The 21,841-nt window shown below is 56.3% G+C and carries 25 protein-coding genes; 17 read left to right on the top strand and 8 right to left on the bottom strand.

What is annotated here, in order from left to right; genetic code table 11:
- Positions 1-54: 54 nt before the first annotated feature.
- From FAP39_RS04755 to FAP39_RS04745, 3 genes are all read right to left on the bottom strand, one after another.
- Positions 55-513 (bottom strand): NUDIX hydrolase, encoded by a 459-nt coding sequence (locus tag FAP39_RS04755; RefSeq protein WP_138015237.1) that lies wholly within the window; start codon positions 511-513, stop codon positions 55-57.
- Positions 514-607: 94 nt separating this feature from the next.
- A complete protein-coding gene (gene hrpB, locus FAP39_RS04750; protein ID WP_138015236.1) occupies positions 608-3,052 on the bottom strand; it encodes an ATP-dependent helicase HrpB in 2,445 nt (814 codons plus the stop codon).
- Positions 3,053-3,105: 53 nt separating this feature from the next.
- Positions 3,106-3,777, bottom strand: a complete 672-nt coding sequence (locus FAP39_RS04745) for a DUF3108 domain-containing protein (RefSeq protein WP_171006777.1) — start codon at positions 3,775-3,777, stop codon at positions 3,106-3,108.
- A gap of 147 nt (positions 3,778-3,924) precedes the next feature.
- Here FAP39_RS04745 and meaB point away from each other — a divergent pair, with 147 nt between their 5' ends.
- The 4 genes from meaB (at position 3,925) to FAP39_RS04725 (ending at position 6,419) form a co-directional block, all read left to right on the top strand.
- Entirely contained in the window at positions 3,925-4,908 is a 984-nt protein-coding gene (meaB, locus tag FAP39_RS04740) for a methylmalonyl Co-A mutase-associated GTPase MeaB (protein WP_138015234.1), read from the top strand.
- A 212-nt stretch (positions 4,909-5,120) separates the two neighbouring features.
- The gene (rpmB, locus tag FAP39_RS04735; protein ID WP_138015233.1) at positions 5,121-5,411 is read left to right on the top strand and encodes a 50S ribosomal protein L28; all 291 of its coding nucleotides are present in this window, start codon (positions 5,121-5,123) and stop codon (positions 5,409-5,411) included.
- A gap of 58 nt (positions 5,412-5,469) precedes the next feature.
- Positions 5,470-5,859: a hypothetical protein gene (locus FAP39_RS04730; protein ID WP_212743401.1), complete on the top strand. Its 390-nt coding sequence runs from the start codon at positions 5,470-5,472 to the stop codon at positions 5,857-5,859.
- 59 nt (positions 5,860-5,918) lie between these two features.
- On the top strand, positions 5,919-6,419 hold the full coding sequence (locus FAP39_RS04725) for a copper chaperone PCu(A)C (RefSeq protein ID WP_138015232.1): 501 nt from the start codon (positions 5,919-5,921) through the stop codon (positions 6,417-6,419).
- Positions 6,420-6,504: 85 nt separating this feature from the next.
- Here FAP39_RS04725 and FAP39_RS04720 read toward each other — a convergent pair whose 3' ends face one another.
- On the bottom strand, positions 6,505-7,203 hold the full coding sequence (locus FAP39_RS04720) for an NAD-dependent deacylase (protein ID WP_138015231.1): 699 nt from the start codon (positions 7,201-7,203) through the stop codon (positions 6,505-6,507).
- 122 nt (positions 7,204-7,325) lie between these two features.
- Here FAP39_RS04720 and FAP39_RS04715 point away from each other — a divergent pair, with 122 nt between their 5' ends.
- Together FAP39_RS04715 and FAP39_RS04710 are read left to right on the top strand one after the other, a co-directional pair.
- Positions 7,326-8,027, top strand: coding sequence for a 2-dehydro-3-deoxygalactonokinase (locus FAP39_RS04715; protein WP_138015230.1), 702 nt, complete (start codon positions 7,326-7,328; stop codon positions 8,025-8,027).
- Positions 8,024-8,485 (top strand): low molecular weight protein-tyrosine-phosphatase, encoded by a 462-nt coding sequence (locus FAP39_RS04710; protein WP_138015229.1) that lies wholly within the window; start codon positions 8,024-8,026, stop codon positions 8,483-8,485. Before FAP39_RS04715 ends, FAP39_RS04710 begins: the two co-directional genes overlap by 4 nt.
- Positions 8,486-8,515: 30 nt before the next feature.
- Here the strand turns inward: FAP39_RS04710 and FAP39_RS04705 are convergent, their stop codons facing one another.
- Positions 8,516-10,918 (bottom strand): FAD-dependent oxidoreductase, encoded by a 2,403-nt coding sequence (locus FAP39_RS04705; protein WP_138015228.1) that lies wholly within the window; start codon positions 10,916-10,918, stop codon positions 8,516-8,518.
- Between the two features lie 185 nt (positions 10,919-11,103).
- On the opposite strand from FAP39_RS04705, the gene FAP39_RS04700 reads away from it, so the two are divergent.
- Positions 11,104-12,636, top strand: coding sequence for a trimethylamine methyltransferase family protein (locus tag FAP39_RS04700; protein ID WP_138015227.1), 1,533 nt, complete (start codon positions 11,104-11,106; stop codon positions 12,634-12,636).
- Positions 12,637-12,668: 32 nt separating this feature from the next.
- On the opposite strand, the gene FAP39_RS04695 is transcribed toward FAP39_RS04700, so the two are convergent.
- The gene (locus FAP39_RS04695) at positions 12,669-13,634 is read right to left on the bottom strand and encodes a LysR family transcriptional regulator (protein ID WP_138015226.1); all 966 of its coding nucleotides are present in this window, start codon (positions 13,632-13,634) and stop codon (positions 12,669-12,671) included.
- A gap of 91 nt (positions 13,635-13,725) precedes the next feature.
- On the opposite strand from FAP39_RS04695, the gene hisD reads away from it, so the two are divergent.
- From hisD to cuyB, 3 genes are read left to right on the top strand one after another with little or no spacing between them, the layout of a single operon-like run.
- Complete coding sequence (hisD, locus tag FAP39_RS04690) at positions 13,726-15,033, top strand: histidinol dehydrogenase (RefSeq protein WP_138015225.1); 1,308 nt, start codon at positions 13,726-13,728, stop codon at positions 15,031-15,033.
- 4 nt (positions 15,034-15,037) lie between these two features.
- Entirely contained in the window at positions 15,038-16,042 is a 1,005-nt protein-coding gene (gene cuyA, locus FAP39_RS04685; protein ID WP_138015224.1) for a D-cysteate sulfo-lyase, read from the top strand.
- Positions 16,039-16,722, top strand: a complete 684-nt coding sequence (gene cuyB / locus FAP39_RS04680) for a cysteate racemase (RefSeq protein WP_138015223.1) — start codon at positions 16,039-16,041, stop codon at positions 16,720-16,722. Before cuyA ends, cuyB begins: the two co-directional genes overlap by 4 nt.
- Here the strand turns inward: cuyB and FAP39_RS04675 are convergent.
- Both FAP39_RS04675 and FAP39_RS04670 read right to left on the bottom strand, forming a co-directional pair.
- Positions 16,719-17,039, bottom strand: coding sequence for a hypothetical protein (locus tag FAP39_RS04675; RefSeq protein ID WP_138015222.1), 321 nt, complete (start codon positions 17,037-17,039; stop codon positions 16,719-16,721). The genes cuyB and FAP39_RS04675 overlap by 4 nt on opposite strands.
- A 117-nt stretch (positions 17,040-17,156) precedes the next feature.
- On the bottom strand, positions 17,157-17,804 hold the full coding sequence (locus FAP39_RS04670; RefSeq protein WP_138015221.1) for a hypothetical protein: 648 nt from the start codon (positions 17,802-17,804) through the stop codon (positions 17,157-17,159).
- Between the two features lie 163 nt (positions 17,805-17,967).
- Here FAP39_RS04670 and FAP39_RS04665 point away from each other — a divergent pair, with 163 nt between their 5' ends.
- The 7 genes from FAP39_RS04665 to FAP39_RS04635 all read left to right on the top strand — a co-directional run bounded on the left by FAP39_RS04665 (position 17,968) and on the right by FAP39_RS04635 (position 21,801).
- A complete protein-coding gene (locus tag FAP39_RS04665) occupies positions 17,968-18,288 on the top strand; it encodes an antibiotic biosynthesis monooxygenase family protein (RefSeq protein WP_138015220.1) in 321 nt (106 codons plus the stop codon).
- A 73-nt stretch (positions 18,289-18,361) separates the two neighbouring features.
- Positions 18,362-18,769, top strand: a complete 408-nt coding sequence (locus FAP39_RS04660) for a universal stress protein (RefSeq protein WP_138015219.1) — start codon at positions 18,362-18,364, stop codon at positions 18,767-18,769.
- A gap of 25 nt (positions 18,770-18,794) precedes the next feature.
- Positions 18,795-19,202, top strand: a complete 408-nt coding sequence (locus FAP39_RS04655) for a universal stress protein (RefSeq protein WP_138015218.1) — start codon at positions 18,795-18,797, stop codon at positions 19,200-19,202.
- Positions 19,203-19,207: 5 nt separating this feature from the next.
- Positions 19,208-19,708 carry a hypothetical protein gene (locus FAP39_RS04650; protein WP_138015217.1) on the top strand — a complete coding sequence of 167 codons (501 nt, stop codon included), beginning with the start codon at positions 19,208-19,210 and terminating at the stop codon, positions 19,706-19,708.
- A gap of 30 nt (positions 19,709-19,738) precedes the next feature.
- Complete coding sequence (locus tag FAP39_RS04645) at positions 19,739-20,320, top strand: rhodanese-like domain-containing protein (protein ID WP_138015216.1); 582 nt, start codon at positions 19,739-19,741, stop codon at positions 20,318-20,320.
- A 66-nt stretch (positions 20,321-20,386) separates the two neighbouring features.
- Positions 20,387-21,202, top strand: coding sequence for a sugar phosphate isomerase/epimerase family protein (locus FAP39_RS04640; RefSeq protein WP_138015215.1), 816 nt, complete (start codon positions 20,387-20,389; stop codon positions 21,200-21,202).
- A gap of 41 nt (positions 21,203-21,243) precedes the next feature.
- A complete protein-coding gene (locus FAP39_RS04635; RefSeq protein ID WP_138015214.1) occupies positions 21,244-21,801 on the top strand; it encodes an NYN domain-containing protein in 558 nt (185 codons plus the stop codon).
- Positions 21,802-21,841: the final 40 nt, after the last annotated feature.

Genomic DNA, 21,841 nt, shown 5'->3' with positions numbered 1-21,841 from the left:
AGACCGGAAATCGAGTCGGGGCAACGGGTGTGTTACAAAACCGTTATAGTTTTGTCACAATTGTCGCAGTATGGACTGCAAGCCCGGTTCTTGGACCATCTGCGCGGCTTCTTCAGGGGCAACCCACTTAAGAGTGCGCTCATCGGCTTCGGGGAACTCGTCTTTCATTTTTTCGACCTCAACCGCGAACACTTTGGTTTCCACGGCGACTTCGGCGCCATTATCAAGCTGTTTGTCATATTCAAACGACCCGATCGATGTAGGGTCGATGTCACCTTTTGTGACGCCAGCTTCTTCCCACGCTTCTTGCATCGCAGCACCCGCAGCATCCAGCCCGTCAATCGGCCATCCTTTGGGTACAACCCAACGGCCACTATCGCGGCTGGTGATCAAAAGAACTTTTTTCTGCGGCCCGTCCTGACGATAACACAGCGCCGCCACTTGCAGCCGTTTTGGCCGTCGCAGCAAAGGTGATACAACGCTTGTCAGCGCATTTTTCAGGGCGTTTGTCATAGGTTCTGCTCGCATTCGCGTTTTTTGTCTGTGCAATGTATATACGAATTGTATCCCATTGTTCAAGGGGTTCGCAAAATTCAACACTATGGCGCTAGGTTTTGCGCCTTTTTGCCCGCAACGTCGGGTCCGCTTGTGTCGGGTCCTCGGGCCACGGATGTTTGGGGTATCTGCCCCGCATGTCCTTGCGCACATCTGCATAGGAACTGGCCCAGAAGCCCGGAATATCCATTGTCGTCTGCACCGGTTTTTGCCCCGGCGAAAGCAGCGTGACACGCAAAGGCGTATGCCCGACCATTGGATGTGTGGTTTGTCCGAACAGTTCCCCAAGACGCAGCGTGATCCCTGGATGCTCACCAGAATAATCAATCGGAATTTTGCGCCCAAGAGGCGTCGTGAAGTGTGCAGGGGCGTGTTGATTCAGAGTCTGGGTTTGCGTCCAATCCAGTCTGGCCTTGAGCGCATCCAACACATCAAATTTTTTCCACTGCGCTGCGGTTTTGATGCCTTGGATATGAGGCAACAACCAGTTTTCGAGATCAGCCATCAGGGCGTCCGGGGACATGTCTGGCAAATCTTGGCCTGCGTCACGCACGAGGTTAACCCGTGCCACAAACCGATTGGCGGCAGGTGACAGTGTCAGTCCAAGATCACGCACCCCCGCCAACATGGCCACGGCAACGTCTTCCTGTGGGGCGTCTTTCCAGATTTGGTCGGTCAGCACGAGCGCACCGAAGCATTCTTGTTTGCGTGCCGTCACCTGTCGGTCGCGCTTTGACCACGCGCATGTCGTACGCCACGTGATTTGGTCTGCAAACACGTCGCAAACCTCGCGATAGGACAAGGGGGCGGCAAGACGAATTTTGGCCTCGCGCGGGTTGCCATCTGTATCGGTCACCACCAGAAACGGCGCCGCGCCCTGACCGTCTTGGGGGTCCATAATCGCCCCTTTGCCGCCGGATAACACAAATCTGTGCTCGGTGGTGTTGCGGCGTTTGCCCACGCGATCCGGATAGGCCAACGCGGCCATTTCGCCTAGCCCCATGGCTGGGGCATCATGGGTGAGCCGCGCAAGGCGTTTGGATTCGTCACGCAGCGTGGCGATTGCAGCTCGGTTCACCTGATCCGGATGGCGTTCGGTAAACCCGCGCAGGTCGCGCATGGCCGCGACGCGCAGCGCTAAATCAGAGGATGATCCGCGCCCCAGAGGGTCACGCCCCGCCAACAAGGCTGCAACGGGCGCTGCCTGCTTTCCGGCCACGACAAGCATATGCGCCAAGCGCGGGTGCAGGGGGAACGCCGCAAGCTTCCTGCCGTGAGGGGTGATCCGTGATTGGGCATCCAATGCGCCGAGCATGCGAAGCACGTTGCGCGCTTCTTCAAAGCTTCCTGTCGGGGGCGGTGTCAAGAACGCCAGATCGTCGGGTTGCGCACCCCAAAGCGCCATCTCAAGCGCCAGCCCCGTCAGGTCGGCGGCTTCAATCTCTGCGGGTGGAAACGGGGCAAGCCCGCCGTCTTCGCCTTTGGTCCACAGGCGATAGCAAATACCTTGGGCAACGCGTCCGGCACGCCCTTGGCGTTGGGTGGCTTCGGCGCGTGTGACCCGATCTGTGACAAGGCGCGACATCCCTGATCCCGGATCAAATCGCGCGCGGCGGGCGCGGCCTGCATCCACCACCACGCGAATATCCTGAATCGTCAGAGACGTTTCTGCGATCGATGTGGCCAACACGATCTTGCGGCCTTGTGTTGTGGGTTGGATTGCCGCGCGTTGATCTTGAAACGGCATCGCACCAAACAGCGGTCGAATGGTACAATCATCCGGCACCGCATGTTGTAACCGCGATTGCACGCGACGAATTTCGCCTTCGCCCGGTAGAAAAACCAGCACGCCACCTTGGGTTTCTGACACGGCTTGCAGGACAAGGGCTGCGGTGGCGTCCTCAAGTCTTTGGGTTTTGGGCACGGGGCGATCCAGCCACCGCGTTTCCACCGGAAAACTGCGCCCCTGTGAGGTAATGACCGGCACCCCTCCCATCAAGGCTGCGACGGGCGCGGCATCCAATGTCGCCGACATGGCAATCAGCATCAGGTCATCGCGCAGGGCATCCGCAATCTCTAAACACAAGGCCAACCCGAAGTCCGCGTTCAGCGAACGCTCGTGAAATTCGTCAAAGATCACTGCGCCGATGCCTGTGAGCTCGGGATCAGATTGGATCATGCGGGTCAAAATGCCTTCGGTGACCACCTCGATCCGCGTGTCTTTGCTGGTTTTGCTCTCGGCGCGCACCCGATATCCGACGGTTTTGCCTGTGGGTTCTCCCAAGGTTTGGGCCATGCGCTCTGCTGCGGCGCGCGCTGCAAGCCGGCGCGGTTCCAACATGAGAATTTTGCCCGTGACCAGACCCGCCTCGTGCAAGGCAAGCGGCACCACGGTGGTTTTCCCCGCACCTGGGGGGGCTTGCAATACGGCGCGCGTGTGGCTTCGCAATGCAGCGATCAGAGGGTCAAGAACGTCATGAATGGGTAGGGATGTCATAGGCCCTTTATCCGGCAAGGGGCGCAGCAGGTCCAGAGGTCTCTGTATGCGGCCTAGTCGCGACGATGCAACGTCGCTGTGCCGTGGCGGGTCGTGACCTTGACCTTGATGGCACGCCACAGATCGCCGGATTTCTGATAGGTGACCGAGACCGGAGATGTCGACATCTCCGCAAGCTCCTGTGCGGTATATCCAGCCAGACGATCATAGGTGCCGATGCATGTGACATCCGCGCCGTCCTGTTGGCGTGTGGCCATACGGATGGCTGCGACGCGCGTGCCGTCATATTGAGTGCCATCAAGGGTGCACAGGTCTGTGTCTTGCCGGTCTCTCAGGCTTTGCCACATCATCGTCATCGGGTCGATCACGCCCCGCAAGGCTTGCGCAGGGATTGGGACACTCTCGGGGCGCGACCCCGAAACCTTTTGTACGGTGCCCTCCGCGAACGCCAGCTCGGTCTTTGAGACGCGCTTGCCCGTATCAATGTGACCTTTGTATTGGCTGGGTTGATACCCTGTGGTGGTGATGCGGCCTTGCGATGTCACGTCGAATTTGATGCGCGCCAACAGCCTGACCATGCCGGTGGTTTGAAACAATCCGCTGCCGTCGTAGTGCGTGCCATTTTGGGAAAATGACACACGCAGTTCACCGACCTTGACCCCCAAAGCGTGCACCGACCACAGCTGTGTGGTGTCTTGGGCAAGGGCCGGCGTGGTCAACATCATCCCGACCAGCACTGCGGCGCATCGAAGCGCGCGCACAGGAAAATGTGATTTGCGAGCTCTCTGGTCTGGACAAGCAAGTGGCGGACAAGGCATGTAATTACCCCAGATAAAAGGCGCTCTGGCGCGCGGAAAAAAACGGATACATCAATGGACATCGCACAACTGCGTGACAAGATATTGAAACAGGACCGACGGGCGCTGGCAAGAGCGATTACGTTGGTCGAAAGCGCCCGCGAAGACCACCGTCATCAAGCTAGTCATTTGTTGGAGACGTTGCGCGGTGCGGGCAAACAGGCCTTGCGTATCGGTCTTTCTGGGACGCCTGGGGTGGGCAAGTCGACCTTTATCGAAAGCTTTGGCATGATGCTGACCGCGCAGGGGTTGCGGGTGGCTGTGCTTGCCGTCGATCCAAGTTCTGCACGGTCTGGCGGGTCCATTCTGGGGGATAAGACCCGCATGGATCGTCTGTCGCGCGACCCAAATGCCTATATCCGTCCATCCCCAAGCCAGACCCATCTGGGGGGCGTGGCACGCCGCACCAGAGAAGCGGTTGCCTTGTGCGAAGCCGCAGGGTTTGATGTGGTGCTGATCGAAACCGTGGGTGTCGGGCAATCGGAAACGGTTGTGGCGGAAATGTCCGACCTGTTCTTATTGTTGCTGGCGCCTGCCGGTGGCGATGAATTGCAAGGCGTCAAGCGCGGCATCATGGAAATGGCCGATATCATTCTGGTGAACAAAGCAGACGGCGATCTCAAGTCCGCCGCGATGCGCACCTGTGCAGATTATTCTGGGGCATTGCGTTTGTTACGCAAGCGACCTCAAGACCCGCAGGGATATCCCAAGGCAATGACAGTGTCGGCATTGCAGGAAAATGGCCTCGAGACCGCGTGGCAGGATATGCAGACCTTGATAGAGTGGCGACGCGAAACTGGGCATTGGGCCGGGCGTCGCACCCAACAGGCCCAGTATTGGTTCCACGAAGAGGTCCGACAGGGCGTTCTGGCGCTTTTGGAGCAGGGAGACGCACGCGCAGCCCTAGATCGGCTGGAAACCTCTGTCGCCAAGGGCGAAATCACACCCGCCGCTGCTGCAGATCAGGTGCTGGCGGTCTTGAACATCAGGGCGGATTAGGCGCGCCTTTGGCGCGTATGGACGGGCTTTGGGCGACAATCAGGGCCAGATTGCAAAATTCGCAAGCTTGCCCCAAAGCTTTTGCCTGAATCACTTGACGCCCCCTGAAATACGGCCTAATGACGCCAGACGAAATTCAGGGTACTGCCAGTCGGTGCCCCTTTGCATTGACGGGGGCCGATCTCCCGTGAACACAAAACGAGGATGAACCCATGTCGCGCCGTTGCGAACTGACCGGAAAAGGCCCGATGACTGGCAACAATGTCAGCCATGCCAAAAACAGAACCCGCCGCCGGTTTCTGCCGAACCTGAACGATGTAACCCTGCAGTCTGAAGCACTGGGTCGCGGCGTCAAGTTCCGTATCTCTGCGGCTGCCCTGCGTACAGTCGACCACCGTGGTGGTCTTGACGGCTTCATGGCGAAAGCCAAAGATGACGAGCTGTCAGATAACGCGCTGAAAGTTAAAAAAGAGATTGCAAAAGCTTTGGCCGTAAGCGCCTAAGTTTTGACGATCGGACAGTGAATAAGCCCTAGCTGATTTTCAGCTGGGGCTTTTCCTTTTGCGCTATACATTCCCGCGCTGGAATGCCTATATCTGCGCTATGATCAGGTTGCGTACCTATATTGCGATTCTGTTGGTGTCTGTGCTGGGTTTGACCAGTCACAGCATGGCAATTGCGCGCGGGATGCCGACTGCGTCCGGCTATATGGAGCTTTGCACCGGCACTGGCCCGGTGATGATCCCCGTAGATGCCGACGGCAATCCCACTGGTCCGTCCCATATTTGTCCCGAGTTCAGTCTTTCATTGATGGATGCTGTGGCCACTGTCCCTGTGGTTGCCGCCCTGTCCGAAGGTCGTGGGCAAAGGATCGGAGATGCCTATGAGGTTTCTTGCCGGGTGATTCGACCGGTAACGGCCTCGGCGCGTGACCCGCCTGTTGTTGTGTAAGTTTCTTACGCAACACCACTCCCCTCACGATCTTGATCCTTACAACACAGGAGAGACACATGTCTTTCAAATCATTTTCTTTCGCGGCTGCTGCCGCCGTTTGCCTTGCCGTTCCAGCCTTTGCCGAGTCGGTGATTTCCGTCGATGACCCGTATGCACGTGTGTCCGCCAAGAGCTCTAAGTCAGGTGCGGCCTTTATGGTCATCGAAAACACCGGCGACGAAGCCGATCAATTAATTGATGCACGTTCCGACGTGTCTAAGCGGGTTGAACTGCATACGCACAAAGAAACATCCGATGGCGTCATGCAGATGCTGCATGTTCCCGAAGGCTTCGCTATTCCGGCAGGCGGCAAACACATGTTGATGCGTGGTGGTGACCACGTGATGTTTATGGGTCTGACACAGTCCCTGAGCCACGGGGATGTTGTGCCGGTGACTTTGGTATTTGAAAAAGCCGGAGAGATCACAATCGACGTTCCCGTAGACCTCGAGCGCAAGCCTGCGCATGGCATGAAGCACATGAACCATGGCACCATGAACAAAGGCGCCAGCAACTAAGAACGTATGTTCTTGAGAGTTGCTGAGGCATCATAGCCAACTACAGGTCGGGCCAGTGCCCGGCCTGTTTGCGTTTCGTATGGGGTCAGCGGGCCAGTTCTTGTGTCACCCACAGAGGGACAATTTCGGTTGCTGGGCCAAAACAGGTTTCGGCAAAATCCGACACCCGTGACGACGGGGCAAGGTTCAACTCAATTGTGTGGGCTCCGCTGGCCTTGGCGTCTTGGACAAATGCGGCCGCGGGATAGACCTCGCCAGAAGTTCCGATGGCTGCAAATAGGTCCGCACCCTCAAGATGTTGCCAAATTTCGTCCATGTCATAGGGCATTTCACCGAACCACACGATGTCGGGGCGCGTCGTGGGGGCGCTGCAATTGGGGCAGGTGTCAGATGTGCGCATTTCGGGCGGTGCGGTCCATCGATGATCACAAGTGGCACATAACGCCCCGTCCAAGCGTCCGTGCATATGCAGAACGTTTTTGGACCCCGCCTTTTCATGCAATCCGTCGACATTCTGGGTGATAATCAACACCTCGCCGGCGTGCTCTTTTTCAAGACGTGCCAAGGCGATGTGCGCCGCATTGGGGGTGGCCGCGGCGGATTGTTGGCGACGGGCATTATAAAACGCATGCACCAGATCTGGATCGCGGTGAAACCCTTCGGGGGTGGCGACGTCTTCGATACGGTGCTGTGCCCAAAGCCCCCCTTCGTCGCGAAACGTCCCAAGGCCGCTTTCTGCTGAAATTCCGGCACCCGTTAAGATCACGATTTTTTCGTTTTGCATGGGGGTGGGCCTTTTCTATATCCTCAGAGATGCACCTATCGTGACAACTGCGGCGCGGCAGGGCAAGAGAGTGTTGACGCAGGTCCCGAGATTGGCAAAACGGGACAAGAAGGAGACATCGGATGACCAACTGGATCGCAGCAGACAAACAAGGCCGCAGCGTGCGGATGTGGCAGATGCCATCGCGCCAAGAGGTCGAGACTGCAGATGACCCGATCGTGATGGTCGGAAGTACGACGGTTGCGGCCAGATCGTTGCCGTGTGCTGCGGTGCCCGATGCGTTGATCCGCGGTGATGCGGGGGGATGGCAGATGTCGCCATTTGAATGGGATGGTGACCACAGCGCTGGGGCCGAAGCATGCATCGCGGGCTACGCCTCTGAAAATGCCAATTGGGATGGCGTGATCTGTGTGGTACGTGACAGCACGGTCTGGGCGCATGTCAGCGCCGGAGAGGTCATCAGTTTTCAACGATTTGTCACAGGCACGCTTGCTGCGGCGCTGAGTGTGGCGGATCAATGGGATCAAGATCGGTTCTTGGCCGCACTTTCTGATGCCATGTCGCGGCCCGAGCGTCTTGCCGCGCATCTTGCCAAAGCCACGCAGTCCTCGGATATGTGGGGGGCTTTGTTGGGGGCTGAATTGACGGCCGCACGCCCGTATTGGCTGGGGCAACAGGTGGTTGTGATCGGGCAGGGGCGCGGGGCAAGCGCACTTGGGGATGCGTTGAAAACGCAAGGCGTGCCGGTTGAATTTGCCGACGAAACCGACATGTTTCTGACAGGGTTGGCTGCGGCGGTGTCTGCCCAAGGTGGCGTGGCATGAATGTATTGTTCGTCTGTCTGGGAAACATTTGCCGGTCACCGTCGGCCGAGGGCGTGTTTCGCACCAAAGCGCCGGATATCGATACTGACAGCGCCGGAACAAGTGCATGGCACGTGGGCGAGCCCCCGTATGGCCCGATGCAGCAGGCGGCTTTGGCGCGCGGGTTCAATCTGTCGGATTTACGTGCCCGCCAGATTACGCCAGTTGATTTTGACCGCTTTGACCTGATCGTTGCGATGGATGATGCCAATGTCACGGACATTGAAGACCTGCGCCCGCGCGGGAATACGACATCCGTCGTGTTGATGACAGATTTTGGGCCCGATCAAGACGTCTCGCATGTGCCAGACCCCTATTACACACGCGACTTTGATGGCGTGTTGACCTTGCTTGAGGTCTGTGCCGACGGGTTGGTGGCGGCGATCCACAGCGGCACCATCGCCAAACGTGCGGTCTAGGTAGGTACTGTACCACCCGTCGTGTGCGGATCACGTGCGCAGGTGTGCGCCCTTGGGGTCATACCGTACGGGATCTACAACTTTTGCCGCCACTTGCCGACCCAAGATGTCGACATAGATCGGGCCGTCTGTGATGTCGACAAAGGCCATCGCAAGGTTCTCGTGCACGCGGTGCCCCCAGTCTGCGGATGTGACCGTGCCAATGATTCCCGCGTTCGAGCGCACAGAGGCACCGGGTTGAGCAGGGGCCTCGTCTGTATTTAGAACAAGGGTGACAAAGGTTTTTGAAGACGGGGCCGCCTGACGTTTCATTAGCGCATCCTTCCCTACGAACTCTGGTTTGCCCATGTCCACAAATCGGTCCAGGCTCGATTCAAAGGGATCAAATTCGGTGATTAAGTCAGATTTCCAATGCCGATACCCCTTTTCCAGCCGCATCGACTCGATGGCGCGTGCGCCAAACAGGCTCAGGCCGTGCGCTTTGCCCGCGGCACGCACCGCGCGATAGGCGGCAAAGAGCGACGCATTGGGAATGTGAAGTTCATAGGCAAGCTCACCGGAAAAGCTCACGGCCATGACGGTGGCAGGGGCGATGCCGATATAGGCGTTTCGCACGCTGAGCCATGGAAAGGCGGTCGCGGACCAGTCTTCGCGCGAGATATCAGACAGCACGGCGCGGGCTTTGGGCCCTGCCAGCACCAAGATTGTCATGTCGTTGGTCAGGCTTTTGATCGTGATGTTGCCGGGGGCGTGGCTGCGCAACCAATCCAGATCATGAAATTCCGATGCGGCGGCTGATCCATACCAGATACGTCCGTCAGGCAGGTTGGCCAGAGTGGCTTCGGCTTTGATGCAGCCATGTGAATTGAGCAAGTAACCCAAGCCAACCCGTCCAGTCTTGCGCTGGATGCGCCCGCAAAACAGGGTCTCAAGCCAGTCATGCGCGCCATCGCCGGAAATTTCGATGCGGTTGAACCCGTTGACTTCGCTCAGGCCGACGTTGGTCTGTAAGGCGGCAACCTCTTGGGCGACGACATCAAAGGTTTCGTTGAAGCGGTAACTATGGGTTTCGTGAAAATTTGGGGAGGGTTTGAAATAGTCTACACGTTCCCAGCCATTGATCGGTGTGAACACGGCATTTTCGGCCTGCATGATCGGTGTCAGGGGGGTGGTCTTTGCAAAGCGTCCTGCCGGGCGATGCTCGTGGGGCAGATGAAAGCGAAATTCGTTTTGATAGTCCTCAATTGCCTTGAGCGCGGTCAGCTCGACATTTGCATGGCCGGTAAAACGGCGTGGGTCCAAACACCACGTGTCATAGCAGGCTTCACCGTGCACAATTTGTTGCGCCAGCAACCACCCATGCCCGCCACCTTCGCCAAGACCCGCGCGCAGCCCGATAATGCAAAACGCATTTCGCGTGTTGGGAATTGGCCCCACCAGCGGCGCGCCATCAATGGTATAGGTGATGGGGCCATTGACGACGGCGCGAATGCCCGTGTTTTGCAGGGCAGGCATACGCGCGAATGCCCCCTCGAGAACATCCATCACCCGATCCAGATCGTCCGGACACAGCGCATTGACGAAATTTGGATCAATTCCGTCCATGCCCCATGTTTTACAGGCTTGTTCATAGAAGCCGACCAGCAAGCCATTTTTTTCCTGTCGGCAATAATAGTCTGAAATTGGGCAGCGTAGCAAAGGCATGCGTGTTTTGGATTGGCTGATTTCAGGGATATCCTCTGTCAGGAAATACTGGTGCTCCATGGACATCACCGGATGATGGACCCCCATCATGGCCCCGACTTCGTTGACGCGATACCCACAGGCATTCACGATGATGTCACACTCAATGTCGCCGTTTTCTGTATGCACTGTCCAGCTGTCATCCGCGTGCTGAGTAAGGGCGGTGACGGCGGTGTTGCGATACACAGCAGCGCCTGCAAGACGCGCGCGGCGCGCGAGGGCTTGGCATAACTGAGCGGGGTCGATGTCCCCGTCATGCGGATCCCAAAGGCCGCCGACCAGATTGTCGGTCGAGATCAAGGGGTGTCGCCGTGCGCATTCTTCCGCATCGATCACCTCAAAGTCGATCCCCATGCCTGCGGCTTGGCTGACAAAATGACGATACCCGTCCATTTGGGCGTGTGTATTGGCAAGACGGATTCCGCCATCGCCGTAGTGGTATCCAACAGGGTAGTCAGGGTCTGCTGCAAGCTCTTGATAGAGTTTGATCGAGTGTGATTTGAGGCCTAGCATGGTCTGGTTCATGCCAAAGTTGGTGACCTGCGCTGCAGAGTGCCAAGTTGTGCCACTGGTCAGCTCGTTGCGTTCGACCAGAACCACATCGGACCATCCTTCTTGGGTCAGATGGTACAAAGTCGAACAGCCGGCAATACCGCCTCCGATGACAACAACGCGCGCAGTAGATCTCATGCTGTTTCCCTTTTTGTAAATCTGTGGGGTCATTTTTGTCCGAAAGCCTTGCAATCGAGCAATAGGCTGGCTGCAAATTTGGAAAAATGGAAACTGTGGATTTCAGTTTTTGAAACCGAAAAACGAGTCTTGCTCCAACAGAGAGGATTGCGTGATGTGAGGGGCGCATTTGCTCAGGATACCCAATGAACGATCTGCCTCTCTCTTCCTCGCGGCGATCCGGCCGTAGCCGGAAAAAGGCTCAACGCGCTGTGGCACCAGTGCATAACCCATGCCCTTCAGGGGCCATCGGGGGGGCGTATCAACCGCTGAGCGAGAAAGACTGCCAAGATATCTATCACACCGCCTTGCGGCTGTTGGATGACTTGGGAATGGGTGAGGTGCCAGATGGCTTGCGTGCGCAACTGGTGTCTCACGGGGCACGGGAACATGGCGGGCGCGTCCAAATTCCTGTGACGCTGGTTGAGGCGGCCATTGCCTCTGCCCCAACAGAATTCACGTTGCATGGGCGCGATCCTGCGCGGTCGATCTTGGTGGGGGGCGCGCGCGTACATTTTGGAACTGGGGGCGCTGCTGTTCAGGTTCTCGATATCGAAACAGCGGATTACCGTCCCGCCACATTGCGTGATCTGTATGATTTTACGCGCCTTCAGGATGGGCTGGACAATGTCAGTTGGTTCACCCGCTGTTGCGTGGCCACCGATATGCCAGATGCGTGGATGTTGGATGTAAACACGGTTTTTGCGCTTATGAAAGGCACCACAAAACCTGTTGCGACGGCATTTACGTTGGCAGAACATGTTGCGCCCATTCTCAAGATGGTCGACATGGCCGATGGCGCTGGCAGCTTTGCCCGAAACCCGTGGATCAAAGCGCATATCTCACCTGTGATTTCTCCAATGCGCTATGGCCAAGATGCGGTGGATGTCGCGCTTGAGTGCATCCGGCATCATGTGCCGATCAGCTGCATCACTGCGGCACAATCTGGTGCCACCGCACCCGCCACACTGGCGGGGTTTCTGGCGCAATCCTTGGCCGAGACATTGGCCTCCTTGGTGATGGTGCATGTGTACGCCCCCGGCTATCCGATGGTTTTTTCCAATTGGCCCTTGGTTGTGGATTTACGCACAGGGTCGTTTTGCGGGGGGGGCGGTGAAATCAGTGTTCTCAACGCCGCATCAGCCCAGTTGTCAAATTGGCTGGGTCTGGTCAGCGGGGTCGCGTCATCAATGACCGATGCCAAGGCTCTGGATGCGCAATACGGTATGGAAAAAGGCATCTCGGCGTTGGCGGCAGGGTTGGCAGGCGGCAATCTGGTCTATGAAAGCTCGGGCATGACTGCGTCGTTGTTAGGTGCATCGTTCGAGGCGTTCCTTTTGGACAACGACATGCTCGCGCATATCTACCGCAGTCTGCGCGGTATTGAGGTGTCGCAAGACACGTTGGGATATGATGCCATTGTTCAGGCCGTATTGGGGCAGGGGCATTTTCTTGGAGAGGCCCAAACGTTGGGCGCGATGGAGCGTGATTTCTATTATCCAACCTTGGCGGACCGCGATCCGCCGGTGACATGGTCGGAAAAAGGCGGGCTGGATGCTTGGGCGCAAGCCAACTTGCGTGTGAAAGACATGTTGGCCAAGCCAGACCCCGGATATCTGGAGCCATCGGCCGATCACAAAATTCGCCAAGCCTTTGATATCCGATTGGAGACATCTTGATGTCACGCGCGATGCATGGGGAGAAACGGGGATTACTCTGTAAGGACGCGAAAGTCTTTTTCGAGCCAAGGCAAATTCCGCAACGCCGGATCGATGATTTGGGCCTGTACCAATCTGCGCATAGTTTGCGCCACATCACGCGGCACGCGGTCAGCCCAATCGGCTCCGGCAAACAAAGAGATGTTTCGGCTGAACGGGCTAAAGGGCAGCGGATGGACATCAATTTGGTCATGAAAGCGCGTGGCGCGCATGTATCCAAGTGGCGTGGTGACGGCCCAACCAATGCCACGTGCGACCAAGGCCATCAACGACAGGTGGCTGCCAATTTCGAACCTTGCGGGAAAATCCAGCTTTTGGCGTGCAAGGTGGGATTCAATTTGGCGGCTGATAAGCTGTTTGCGCTCGTATCTGAGCAGCGGAAATCCTTGCAACGTGTCCAGAGCCGGTGTCTGTGTGGCGACCTTTCCGCGCGGAGTGACGACGATAAACGGATCTCGGACAAGCGGGTATTCCGTGACGCCGTTCAACATTTCTCCGGTACTGGCCGCCACGCCAATGTGCAGATGCCGATCTTTCATTGCAGCCGAAATTTCGTGACTGGGAGCTGTGATCAGTTTGAACCGACAGCGGGTCAGACTCTCGGCCAATATGGTGACAAGCCGCGGCGTCAGATCATTATCAAAATCGTCAATGATCCCCATGTTAAGCGTACTCAGATGCGTCAGGTCCATCACCGTCAATTCGGATTGCGCCAGACGCAATTCGGACAGAACCGAGGCTGCGCGCACCAAAAAGCTTCGGCCAGCAGAAGTGACCTGCATCGGGCGTTTCCCGTGGTCGACAAGGTTGGTGCCAAGTGCGGTTTCCAGATTTCGAATTTGCTGGCTCACAGCGGGTTGCGAAAGGCCCGTAATTTCCGCGGCTTGCGCCACCGACCCCGAGGCGGCCAAGGCTTCAAAGACTTCCAGACCCTTCAGGGTCACACCCTTCATCAACATCGCGTCTCTCCAATAGATTTGCCTTTTGTGAATTTATGGACCGTAGGCGTCAAGTTCCGTTCTCAAGTGCGACCGCAAAAGGATGTCCTGAATGACACGTAAATATCTTAAGTCATCCCACGGAGCGCTGCCGACAGGATCGGCAGATGTTGGCGATCTTGTCCAGATCATGCTTGCACGGATCAAAGCGGGTGGAGAGCCTGTGGTCAAGAACTATGCGAGAGAATTGGACGATTGGCGCGGGGATATTCTTGTGGGCCGCGATGCCATGGAACAGGCCGCCGATGCGGTGCCGACATCGCTTCAGGATGACATTCACTATGCCCACGAAAATATCCAAAATTTCGCACGCGCGCAATTGGCAAGTATTTCAGAATTTGAAACCGAGGTGCGCCCGGGGTTGATCGCAGGTCAACGGCTCATCCCGCTAGAGGCTGCTGGATGTTATGTGCCGGGCGGACGCTATAGCCACATCGCGAGTGCGTTGATGACGATCACAACAGCACGTGTCGCTGGCGTGCATGATATCACGGCCTGTTCACCGCCGCGCAAAGGCGTTGGAATACCCCCGGCGATTTTGTTTGCCATGGGGGTTGCTGGTGCGGATCGCGCTCTGGCGCTGGGCGGCGTTCAGGGGGTTGCCGCGATGGCAGGGGGTATGTTCGGGGCTATTCCGGCAGATATTCTGGTTGGGCCGGGCAATCAATTTGTCGCTGAAGCCAAACGCCAGCTTTTTGGCAATGTTGGTATCGACATGTTTGCAGGGCCGACGGATTCAATGGTTGTCGCGGATCGCTTCGCTGATCCTGAGTTGGTGGCGTGGGATCTGGTCGGACAGGCCGAGCATGGGTTCAATTCTCCGGTCTGGTTGGTGACGGATTGCCCTCAGCTGGCGGACTCCGTCTTGGAATGCGTCGAGTTTTGTATTGCTGAACTGCAAGAACCGAACAAATCCAACGCGCGTCAGGCGTGGGATACATTGGGCGAAATCATTTTGTGTGACACGCGCGAAGAGATGGCGCAGGTGGCAGATGAGTATGGCCCCGAACACCTTCACATTCAGGCCAATGATCTTGATTGGTGGCGATGCCGGTTGCGGTCGTATGGATCGTTGTTCTTGGGTGCGGAAACCACCGTGCCTTTTGGGGACAAGGCATCAGGCCCCAATCATGTGCTGCCAACGTCGGGGGCAGCACGGTATACTGGCGGCCTTTCGGTTCACAAGTTTCTAAAGACCGTCACTTGGCAAAGGGTCGAGCCCCGCGCCTTGCCTGACCTCGCGCGCGTCAGCGCGAGTATCTCGCGGCATGAAGGCATGGAAGGCCACGCACGGAGCGCCGAAATTCGGCTGGAAAAATTTTGCGCGCCACTTAAGCGCGCTGTAAACGGACAAGGATAATCACATGAATCTCGCAAAATTTCCTCGCGTGCGCCTAGCGCATCTTTCCACCCCATTGGAATTCATGCCCAATCTGACAAAGATGTTGGGAGGTCCAGACATTTGGATCAAACGTGATGATTGCACAGGGCTGAGTACCGGCGGTAACAAAACGCGCAAACTTGAATTCTTGATGGCCGAAGCCGTTGCCCAAGGGGCTGACATGGTGCTGACCCAAGGTGCAACCCAATCTAACCACGCCCGACAAACGGCTGCAGCAGCGGCCAAGCTTGGGATGGATTGTCATATCTTGTTGGAAGATCGGACCGGCTATAACTATGAAAACTATAAACATAACGGCAACGTTCTGTTGGATGTTCTGCATGGCGCATCGATCGAGCATCGCGGTCCCGACTTGGACATGAATGCCGAGATGGAAGCCGTCGCAGATCAAATGCGCGCGCAAGGGCGCAACGCCTATACCATTCCCGGTGGTGGATCGAATGCAACGGGCGCATTGGGATATGTGAATTGTGCCTTTGAAATGCTGGCCCAGTTTGTCGATATGGGGTTGAACGTGGATCACATCGTGCACGCGACCGGCAGCGCCGGGACGCAGGCGGGGCTTGTCACAGGACTTAAGGCGATGAATGCGCAAATTCCGTTGCTCGGGATTGGTGTGCGGGCTCCCAAAGCCAAACAAGAAGAAAACGTTTTCAATTTGGCGGTCAAAACAGCCGAAAAGCTGGGGTGTCCAAACGTTGTGTCCCGCGATGATGTTGTGGCCAACACTGATTATGTCGGGCCGGGGTATGGCGTGCCGGCTGACAGCACCCTTGAGGCGATTGATATATTTGCCAAAACCGAGGCCATTCTTCTTGATCCGGTCTATTCGGGTAAAGGGGGGGCAGGGCTCATTGACTTGATCCGCAAGGGTCACTTCAAAAAGGGCGAAAAGGTTGTGTTCCTGCACACCGGCGGGGCAATTGGGTTGACCGGATATACACATTGTTTTGACGTGCCAAAATGAGACCCGTCGGCATTCTAGGCGGGATGGGGCCAGAGGCCACCATCCTGCTCATGCAAAAATGTATGGCTGCGATTGAGGCCAAGGATGACTCGGATCATGTTCCGCTGATTGTGCATCAAAACCCCCAAGTCCCAAGCCGCATTGCGGCCTTGATCCATGGGGACGGGGGTGATCCGGCACCTGTCTTGATCCAAATGGCGCAAGATTTGGAACATGCAGGTGCCAAGGCACTGGCGATGCCATGTAACACCGCCCATCATTATGCGCACTTGGTGGCGCAAAGCAGTCCTCTTGAGGTATTGAATATGGTGGACCTGACGGCTGCACATCTGGCCAAATGTGATGTGCGCAAGGTTGGGATGCTGGCCTCGCCAGCGGTCCGTCGCGTCGGCGTGTTTGATGCTGCCTTTCGGCGCAATGGCGTGACGCCGGTGTATCTAGCCCAAGATGATCCGGTGTTGGCCTTGATCCAGAAACTTAAGCGCGGGGCTCAAGATGGCCAATTGGCAGAACTTGAACGGCTTGCGCGGATGTTGCTGGCAGAGCAGTGTGATCACCTGTTGATTGCCTGTACCGAACTGTCGCTTTTGGCAGAGCATCTGCCCAAAGACGTGCCATGGACCGACACGCTGGATTGTCTGGTGTCTGAGATTGTCGCGTTTGCCCGTGATGAACTCTAGTTCAGGTGCCCACAGCTTGCGGCAAACGTTCCGCCAAACTGTTTGTATTTTTTCCAGAACTTTTCATGGCTTGCGCGGTCAGATTGCCGAATTTCCTGCGCTTTGTGGGGGTCCTTGAAAAAACTGGCGGCCAGTTTCTGATCGCGGCGAGACAGGTCTTGGTTCGCAACCTGTTGCAAACAATTGCACATCTTTCGCGATCGGGCCTTACGATCTGATCGCATACAGGCATTGGACATAATTCCAGCCTCTGAAAAACTGGGGATCACGGGGACCAATACAGCGGCAATCAGGGCCGCGCTTAGGAAGGTTTTCATGTTCTGTCTCGATCTTTTCACATCGCCCTGCGTGTATTCACGTCAGCCCGAATGTCGTTTGCCTGTCCGCAAGTATGACGCAGATTTACGCGGATTTCAATTCGTGTGCTGGCACGATCAAAATTCTTGCCAAATTCCGATCTTAAGTGTGTTTGGAAGGCGATTGTAGATTACGGCGCCAAACACCAGATGTGTCTGTTTTGACAGGCGGAGCGCCACACTCGGTGTCCAGGACACAATAACCGCGTTTCCATTTGGCGATTCTGCTGTGGCTTGCATCAACAGTTTCACGCGATCGTGGGCGGCCCAGCCAATTGTGCCCTCGACCTTGGGCCAGTGTGAATTGTCTTTGGGGCGGTAAGCATAAGTGGCATCCAGCGCCCACCAACCGCTCTGTTGCCCAAGGGAAAATCCACGTCCCCAAGACACGCCGGGGCGTACCACCGGAGAGATGTCCTGACCGTCACTGATCGCGCCAAATGCAAATTCGGCCGACAGTCTGTGAGGGCCGCGACTGGCACCAAGCGATGTTCTGGCGAACACCAACGCCTTGCCGACGCCATTGGCATCCAATCCTCCGTCAAACCCAAGCGTCACCTTGGGGCTAAGCCCATATTCATAATACACCGCCGTATATGGGTTTGCGGGCACCACCATGGGGTCCATTTCTGTTGATATGGACAAAAAGTGCGTTTCCGGCGCGCGAAGCCAAGGTCCAGCAGCGGCCCACGCGGGCAAACACAAGAGAATGATCACAAGGCGCATTTCAGAGACCTCTGCTCAAGGTATTGGCCAAGTTGGTAAATTATTGGTTAATGACGCAGGAGCCTACGAGCGGCCAATTTTGTCCGAACCTGCTCATTCTGACAAAAGCCACTGGCCAGATTTATAGATGCTGGTCTAAGCTGAGGGTAACGAGGAGATTGCCATGCCCCAAATTACAAAAGACTCGACCGCTCAAACCGTGATTACAACCTTTGAGATGACACCAGGTACGTGCGAAGACCTTATGGAAGCACTACAGGAGGCCTATGAGACCTTTATCTCAAAGCAGCCCGGTTTCATTGCGGCGGGGCTGCATGTCAACGATGCACAAACGCGGATCGCCAACTACTCACAGTGGGAAAGCCGGCAAGATTTCCAAGCAATGCTGCGCACCACGGAGATGCGGGAACGTAATCGCAAGATCAATCTGTTGTGTCGCAGCTTCGAGCCGGTGATGTACGATGTGGTTGCGGCCTTTGATTGAGATGACGTGACCTGTGTCAAAGCCTGACGGTATATTCAGGCCTAGATTTATATGATCGTTGCAGGAGAGAAAAATGTACTCACATATCCTAGTGCCGGTGTCATTTGATGATGACCGAAATGCAGAGGCCGCGATTGATGTCGCCAAAAAACTGGTTGCCACTGGCGGTAAAGTCACATTGTTTCATGTGATGGAGCAAATTCCCCGCTATGCCGTACAGTATATTCCAGACGGGTTTCACGATGATGCCCAAAAGGCCATTCTGGTCGCGTTGGCAGAGATGACCAGCGGCTTTGAAAAGGCCAACAGTGTGGTGGTCGATGGGCACTCGGGGCGCACTATTCTTGACTGGGCCGAAGAACATGATGTCGATTGTGTTGTGATCGCGTCGCATCGTCCGGGTATGCAGGATTACTTTTTGGGCAGCACGGCGTCGCAGGTTGTGCGGCATGCTAAGTGTGCGGTGCACGTCATACGCTGACGGATGTCACGAAAGGATTTACGCCATGTACAACAATATTTTGGTTCCAATCGCCACAGACCATGATCCGAATACGGATCAGGCCATTGAAATCGCGCGCAGACTCTCTGCGGAGCGCGCGCGCATCACGGCATTGACTGTGGTCGAATCCATTCCTGACTATATCGGCACGCATTTACCGCATGGGCATCTGGAGTTGGCGCGTCAGGAAATGCAAGCCGACCTTGAGGCCAGCCTCGGGCAGGCGGCGGACGTCAAGGTTGTGGTGGTGTCTGGGCATTCCGGCCGTACGATCTTGGATTGGGCTGATGAAAACGATGTTGATTGCATTGTCATGGCGTCACATCGGCCTGATCTCAGCGACTACTTCTTGGGCTCTACGGCATCCCGTGTTGTGCGTCATGCACAATGTGCCGTACATGTTTTACGGTAATGGAGATGCGCAAAACATATGCTGCGGCACTTGTCCTTGTCTCGTGTGTGGCCGCAGGCACCGTGTCTGCGCAGGGCGCTGAGGGCTTGGGACTTAGCCCGTCACAGACCGCGCGCGTTGTGGGTGTGATGGACGAGGGGTTTCAGAGCTGCGTGACCGCGCCTGTGTTGTATCAGTCTGATTGCTTTTCTCAGGTCTATCGCAGCGGTAGCAAAATTTTGGGCAGCAATGCAGGATACTGGGAAGCCGAGGTCGCGTTGACGCGTGTGTCGCGAAACACCACGGCCTTTGTGCGGGCCAATACAGACAAGAGCGCGGGGCGTATCCGCGTCGGCGCTTTCAAGGTGAAAGCGATCCAAGCCGATGCTTTGAACGAGGCGAAAATGTCATATGCCCAAGATGCGACCCGTGCGGCAAAGCTTCTGACATCGGGGTCCGCAACCGAAAGTAAATATTTTAAACCAATTTCCGATTTGGTGATGCAATACAATGCCTTACGCCCCTAGGCGAAATTTAGGCAATTAGGAGATGTTAGAATGAAGTTAGTTACGTCAATGATTTTGGCTGCGTTCGCGGCCGCCCCGGTGTGTGCGGATGAGGTCAATATTCGACGGGATATCGCGTCAGTGACCGTGCAAACAGAAACTGGTCCTGTGGACATCAAACGCATTCAGGATACGGAAAACCAGATCACAGGTGAGTGGGCCAAAACGTCCCGGTCCTGTCCAAACTTTTGTATTCAGCCAATGTCGCCAGCCCCGGGTGTGACGACAATTGGGGAACTTGAAATGCTTGACCTGCTTCAAGATCCAGACGCCGTCGTCATCGATAGCCGTGTGGCGAAATGGTACACCAGCGGTGCCATACCGGGGGCTGTGAATATCCCCTATACCGAAGCAGCCGATCGTCTGGATGAACTTGGATGCGAAATAGATTTTGACGGGTTTGATTGCTCCGAAGCCAAAGTTGTGGCGCTGTATTGTAACGGCAATTGGTGTGGGCAATCGCCGACAGCCATCCGTCGTATGATCGAGGCCGGATACCCAGCAGAGAAGATCAATTATTATCGCGGCGGTATGCAAGCATGGCGCGTTTTGGGATTGACCGTCGTTAAGTAAGCGTATGCGTCCCGAGGTCCGCGTGGGCCTTGGGGCGTGCCGAACCTGAAGAGTAAAGGGCCCCCCATGTCAGAGTTGCCAGTGGTCGGTGCACAGCTCAGTGTGCTTGATTTGGATCGCCATCGGGATTGGTTGTTCGAAAAAGATCGCGATTTGGAATTGCCAGAGTTCTGTATGGCCGACATCCTGCGCAATCCTGAACCGTTTATCGATATGGCCCGCACCAAACTGGACGGATGGAACGGCAGGCTTGGGATACACGGGCCTTTCTCCGGCTTTGAGTTGCACACCAGTGATCGGGATGTCCGCGCCGTGGTGCAAACCCGTCTTGATCAGGCCCTGTCGGTCTGCGAAGCGCTGGGCGCTGTGCAAATGGTGATCCACTCGCCGTTTGATGCATGGGATCGTGATAACTTGGACAACGCGGCCAAGGACCGGAACAAACGCATCGGCGCCATACTTGACACATTGGCCCCCGCACTGACGCGCGCCGAAGATTTGGGCGTGGTGATGGTCATGGAAAACATCAAAGACACGGACCCTGCCGACCGTCTGGCGGTGGTACAGCAAGCCGACAGCACGGCGTTGCGCCTATCCGTGGATACAGGCCATGCACATTGGGCGCATACGCGGGCGGGGGCACCGCCTGCAGATCGGTTTATCTCGGGGGCAGGGGACATGCTTGGGCATGTGCATCTTCAGGACACGGACGGGCATGCCGACCGGCATTGGGCGTTGGGATGCGGCAACATCACGTGGCACGGGGTGTTCGAGGCCCTTCAGCGCTGTGGCTCCGCCCCGCATCTGATCGTCGAGATCAACGATTTTGACCGGGTCCAAGACAGCGTGGCCCATCTGGAACGGCTGGGACTGGCGCAATAGCGACCCGTCGGGGGATCGCGTAGTATTCAAGAGCCAAGTGTATGAGTGATAAGAGTAAGTATTTTTCGAAAGCCAGAGAGACCCCCGAGGCGATTTCAGACACCATTGATCCCGCAATGTTGGGATATGCAGGCGCTGGGTTGCTTGCGTTAGTCTTTGCGCTGGCGGTGATCTGGATTGTCCTTCGGCCCAAGCCACGACCCAAAATCGCAGTCGACGGCTCGAACGTGCTATATTGGGAGAACAACGTACCTTCGCTGGGTACTGTCCGCGAAGTTTTGGCACGCCTGTCGCATGCAGGATATGATCCGTATATCTGGTTTGATGCAAATGTTGGGTATCTTGTCTCTGACCGCTATCTGAACGAGCGTGCTCTTGGGAAAATGCTTCGGTTTCCAGCGGGCCGTATCCAGATTGCAGACAAGGGCACGCCTGCTGATCCACTGATCCTTGCATATGCGAGCAGAGCCAAAGTGCGGGTTGTCACAAATGACCGATTTCGCGACTGGACCCAAGAGTACGCACAGTTTCAGGATCAGCGTCTGTTTGTTCGAGGGTCAGTGAAAAATGGGCGGGCGTATTTCAACTTCAAGAAATGACCAGCCAAGGTTGGCTGATCTGGGACGTTCAGAAGCAGGC

It is taken from the genome of Shimia litoralis (assembly GCF_005518135.1).
Lineage (GTDB): Bacteria > Pseudomonadota > Alphaproteobacteria > Rhodobacterales > Rhodobacteraceae > Shimia_E > Shimia_E litoralis.
This window is presented reverse-complemented; position numbering and strand designations above follow the sequence as displayed.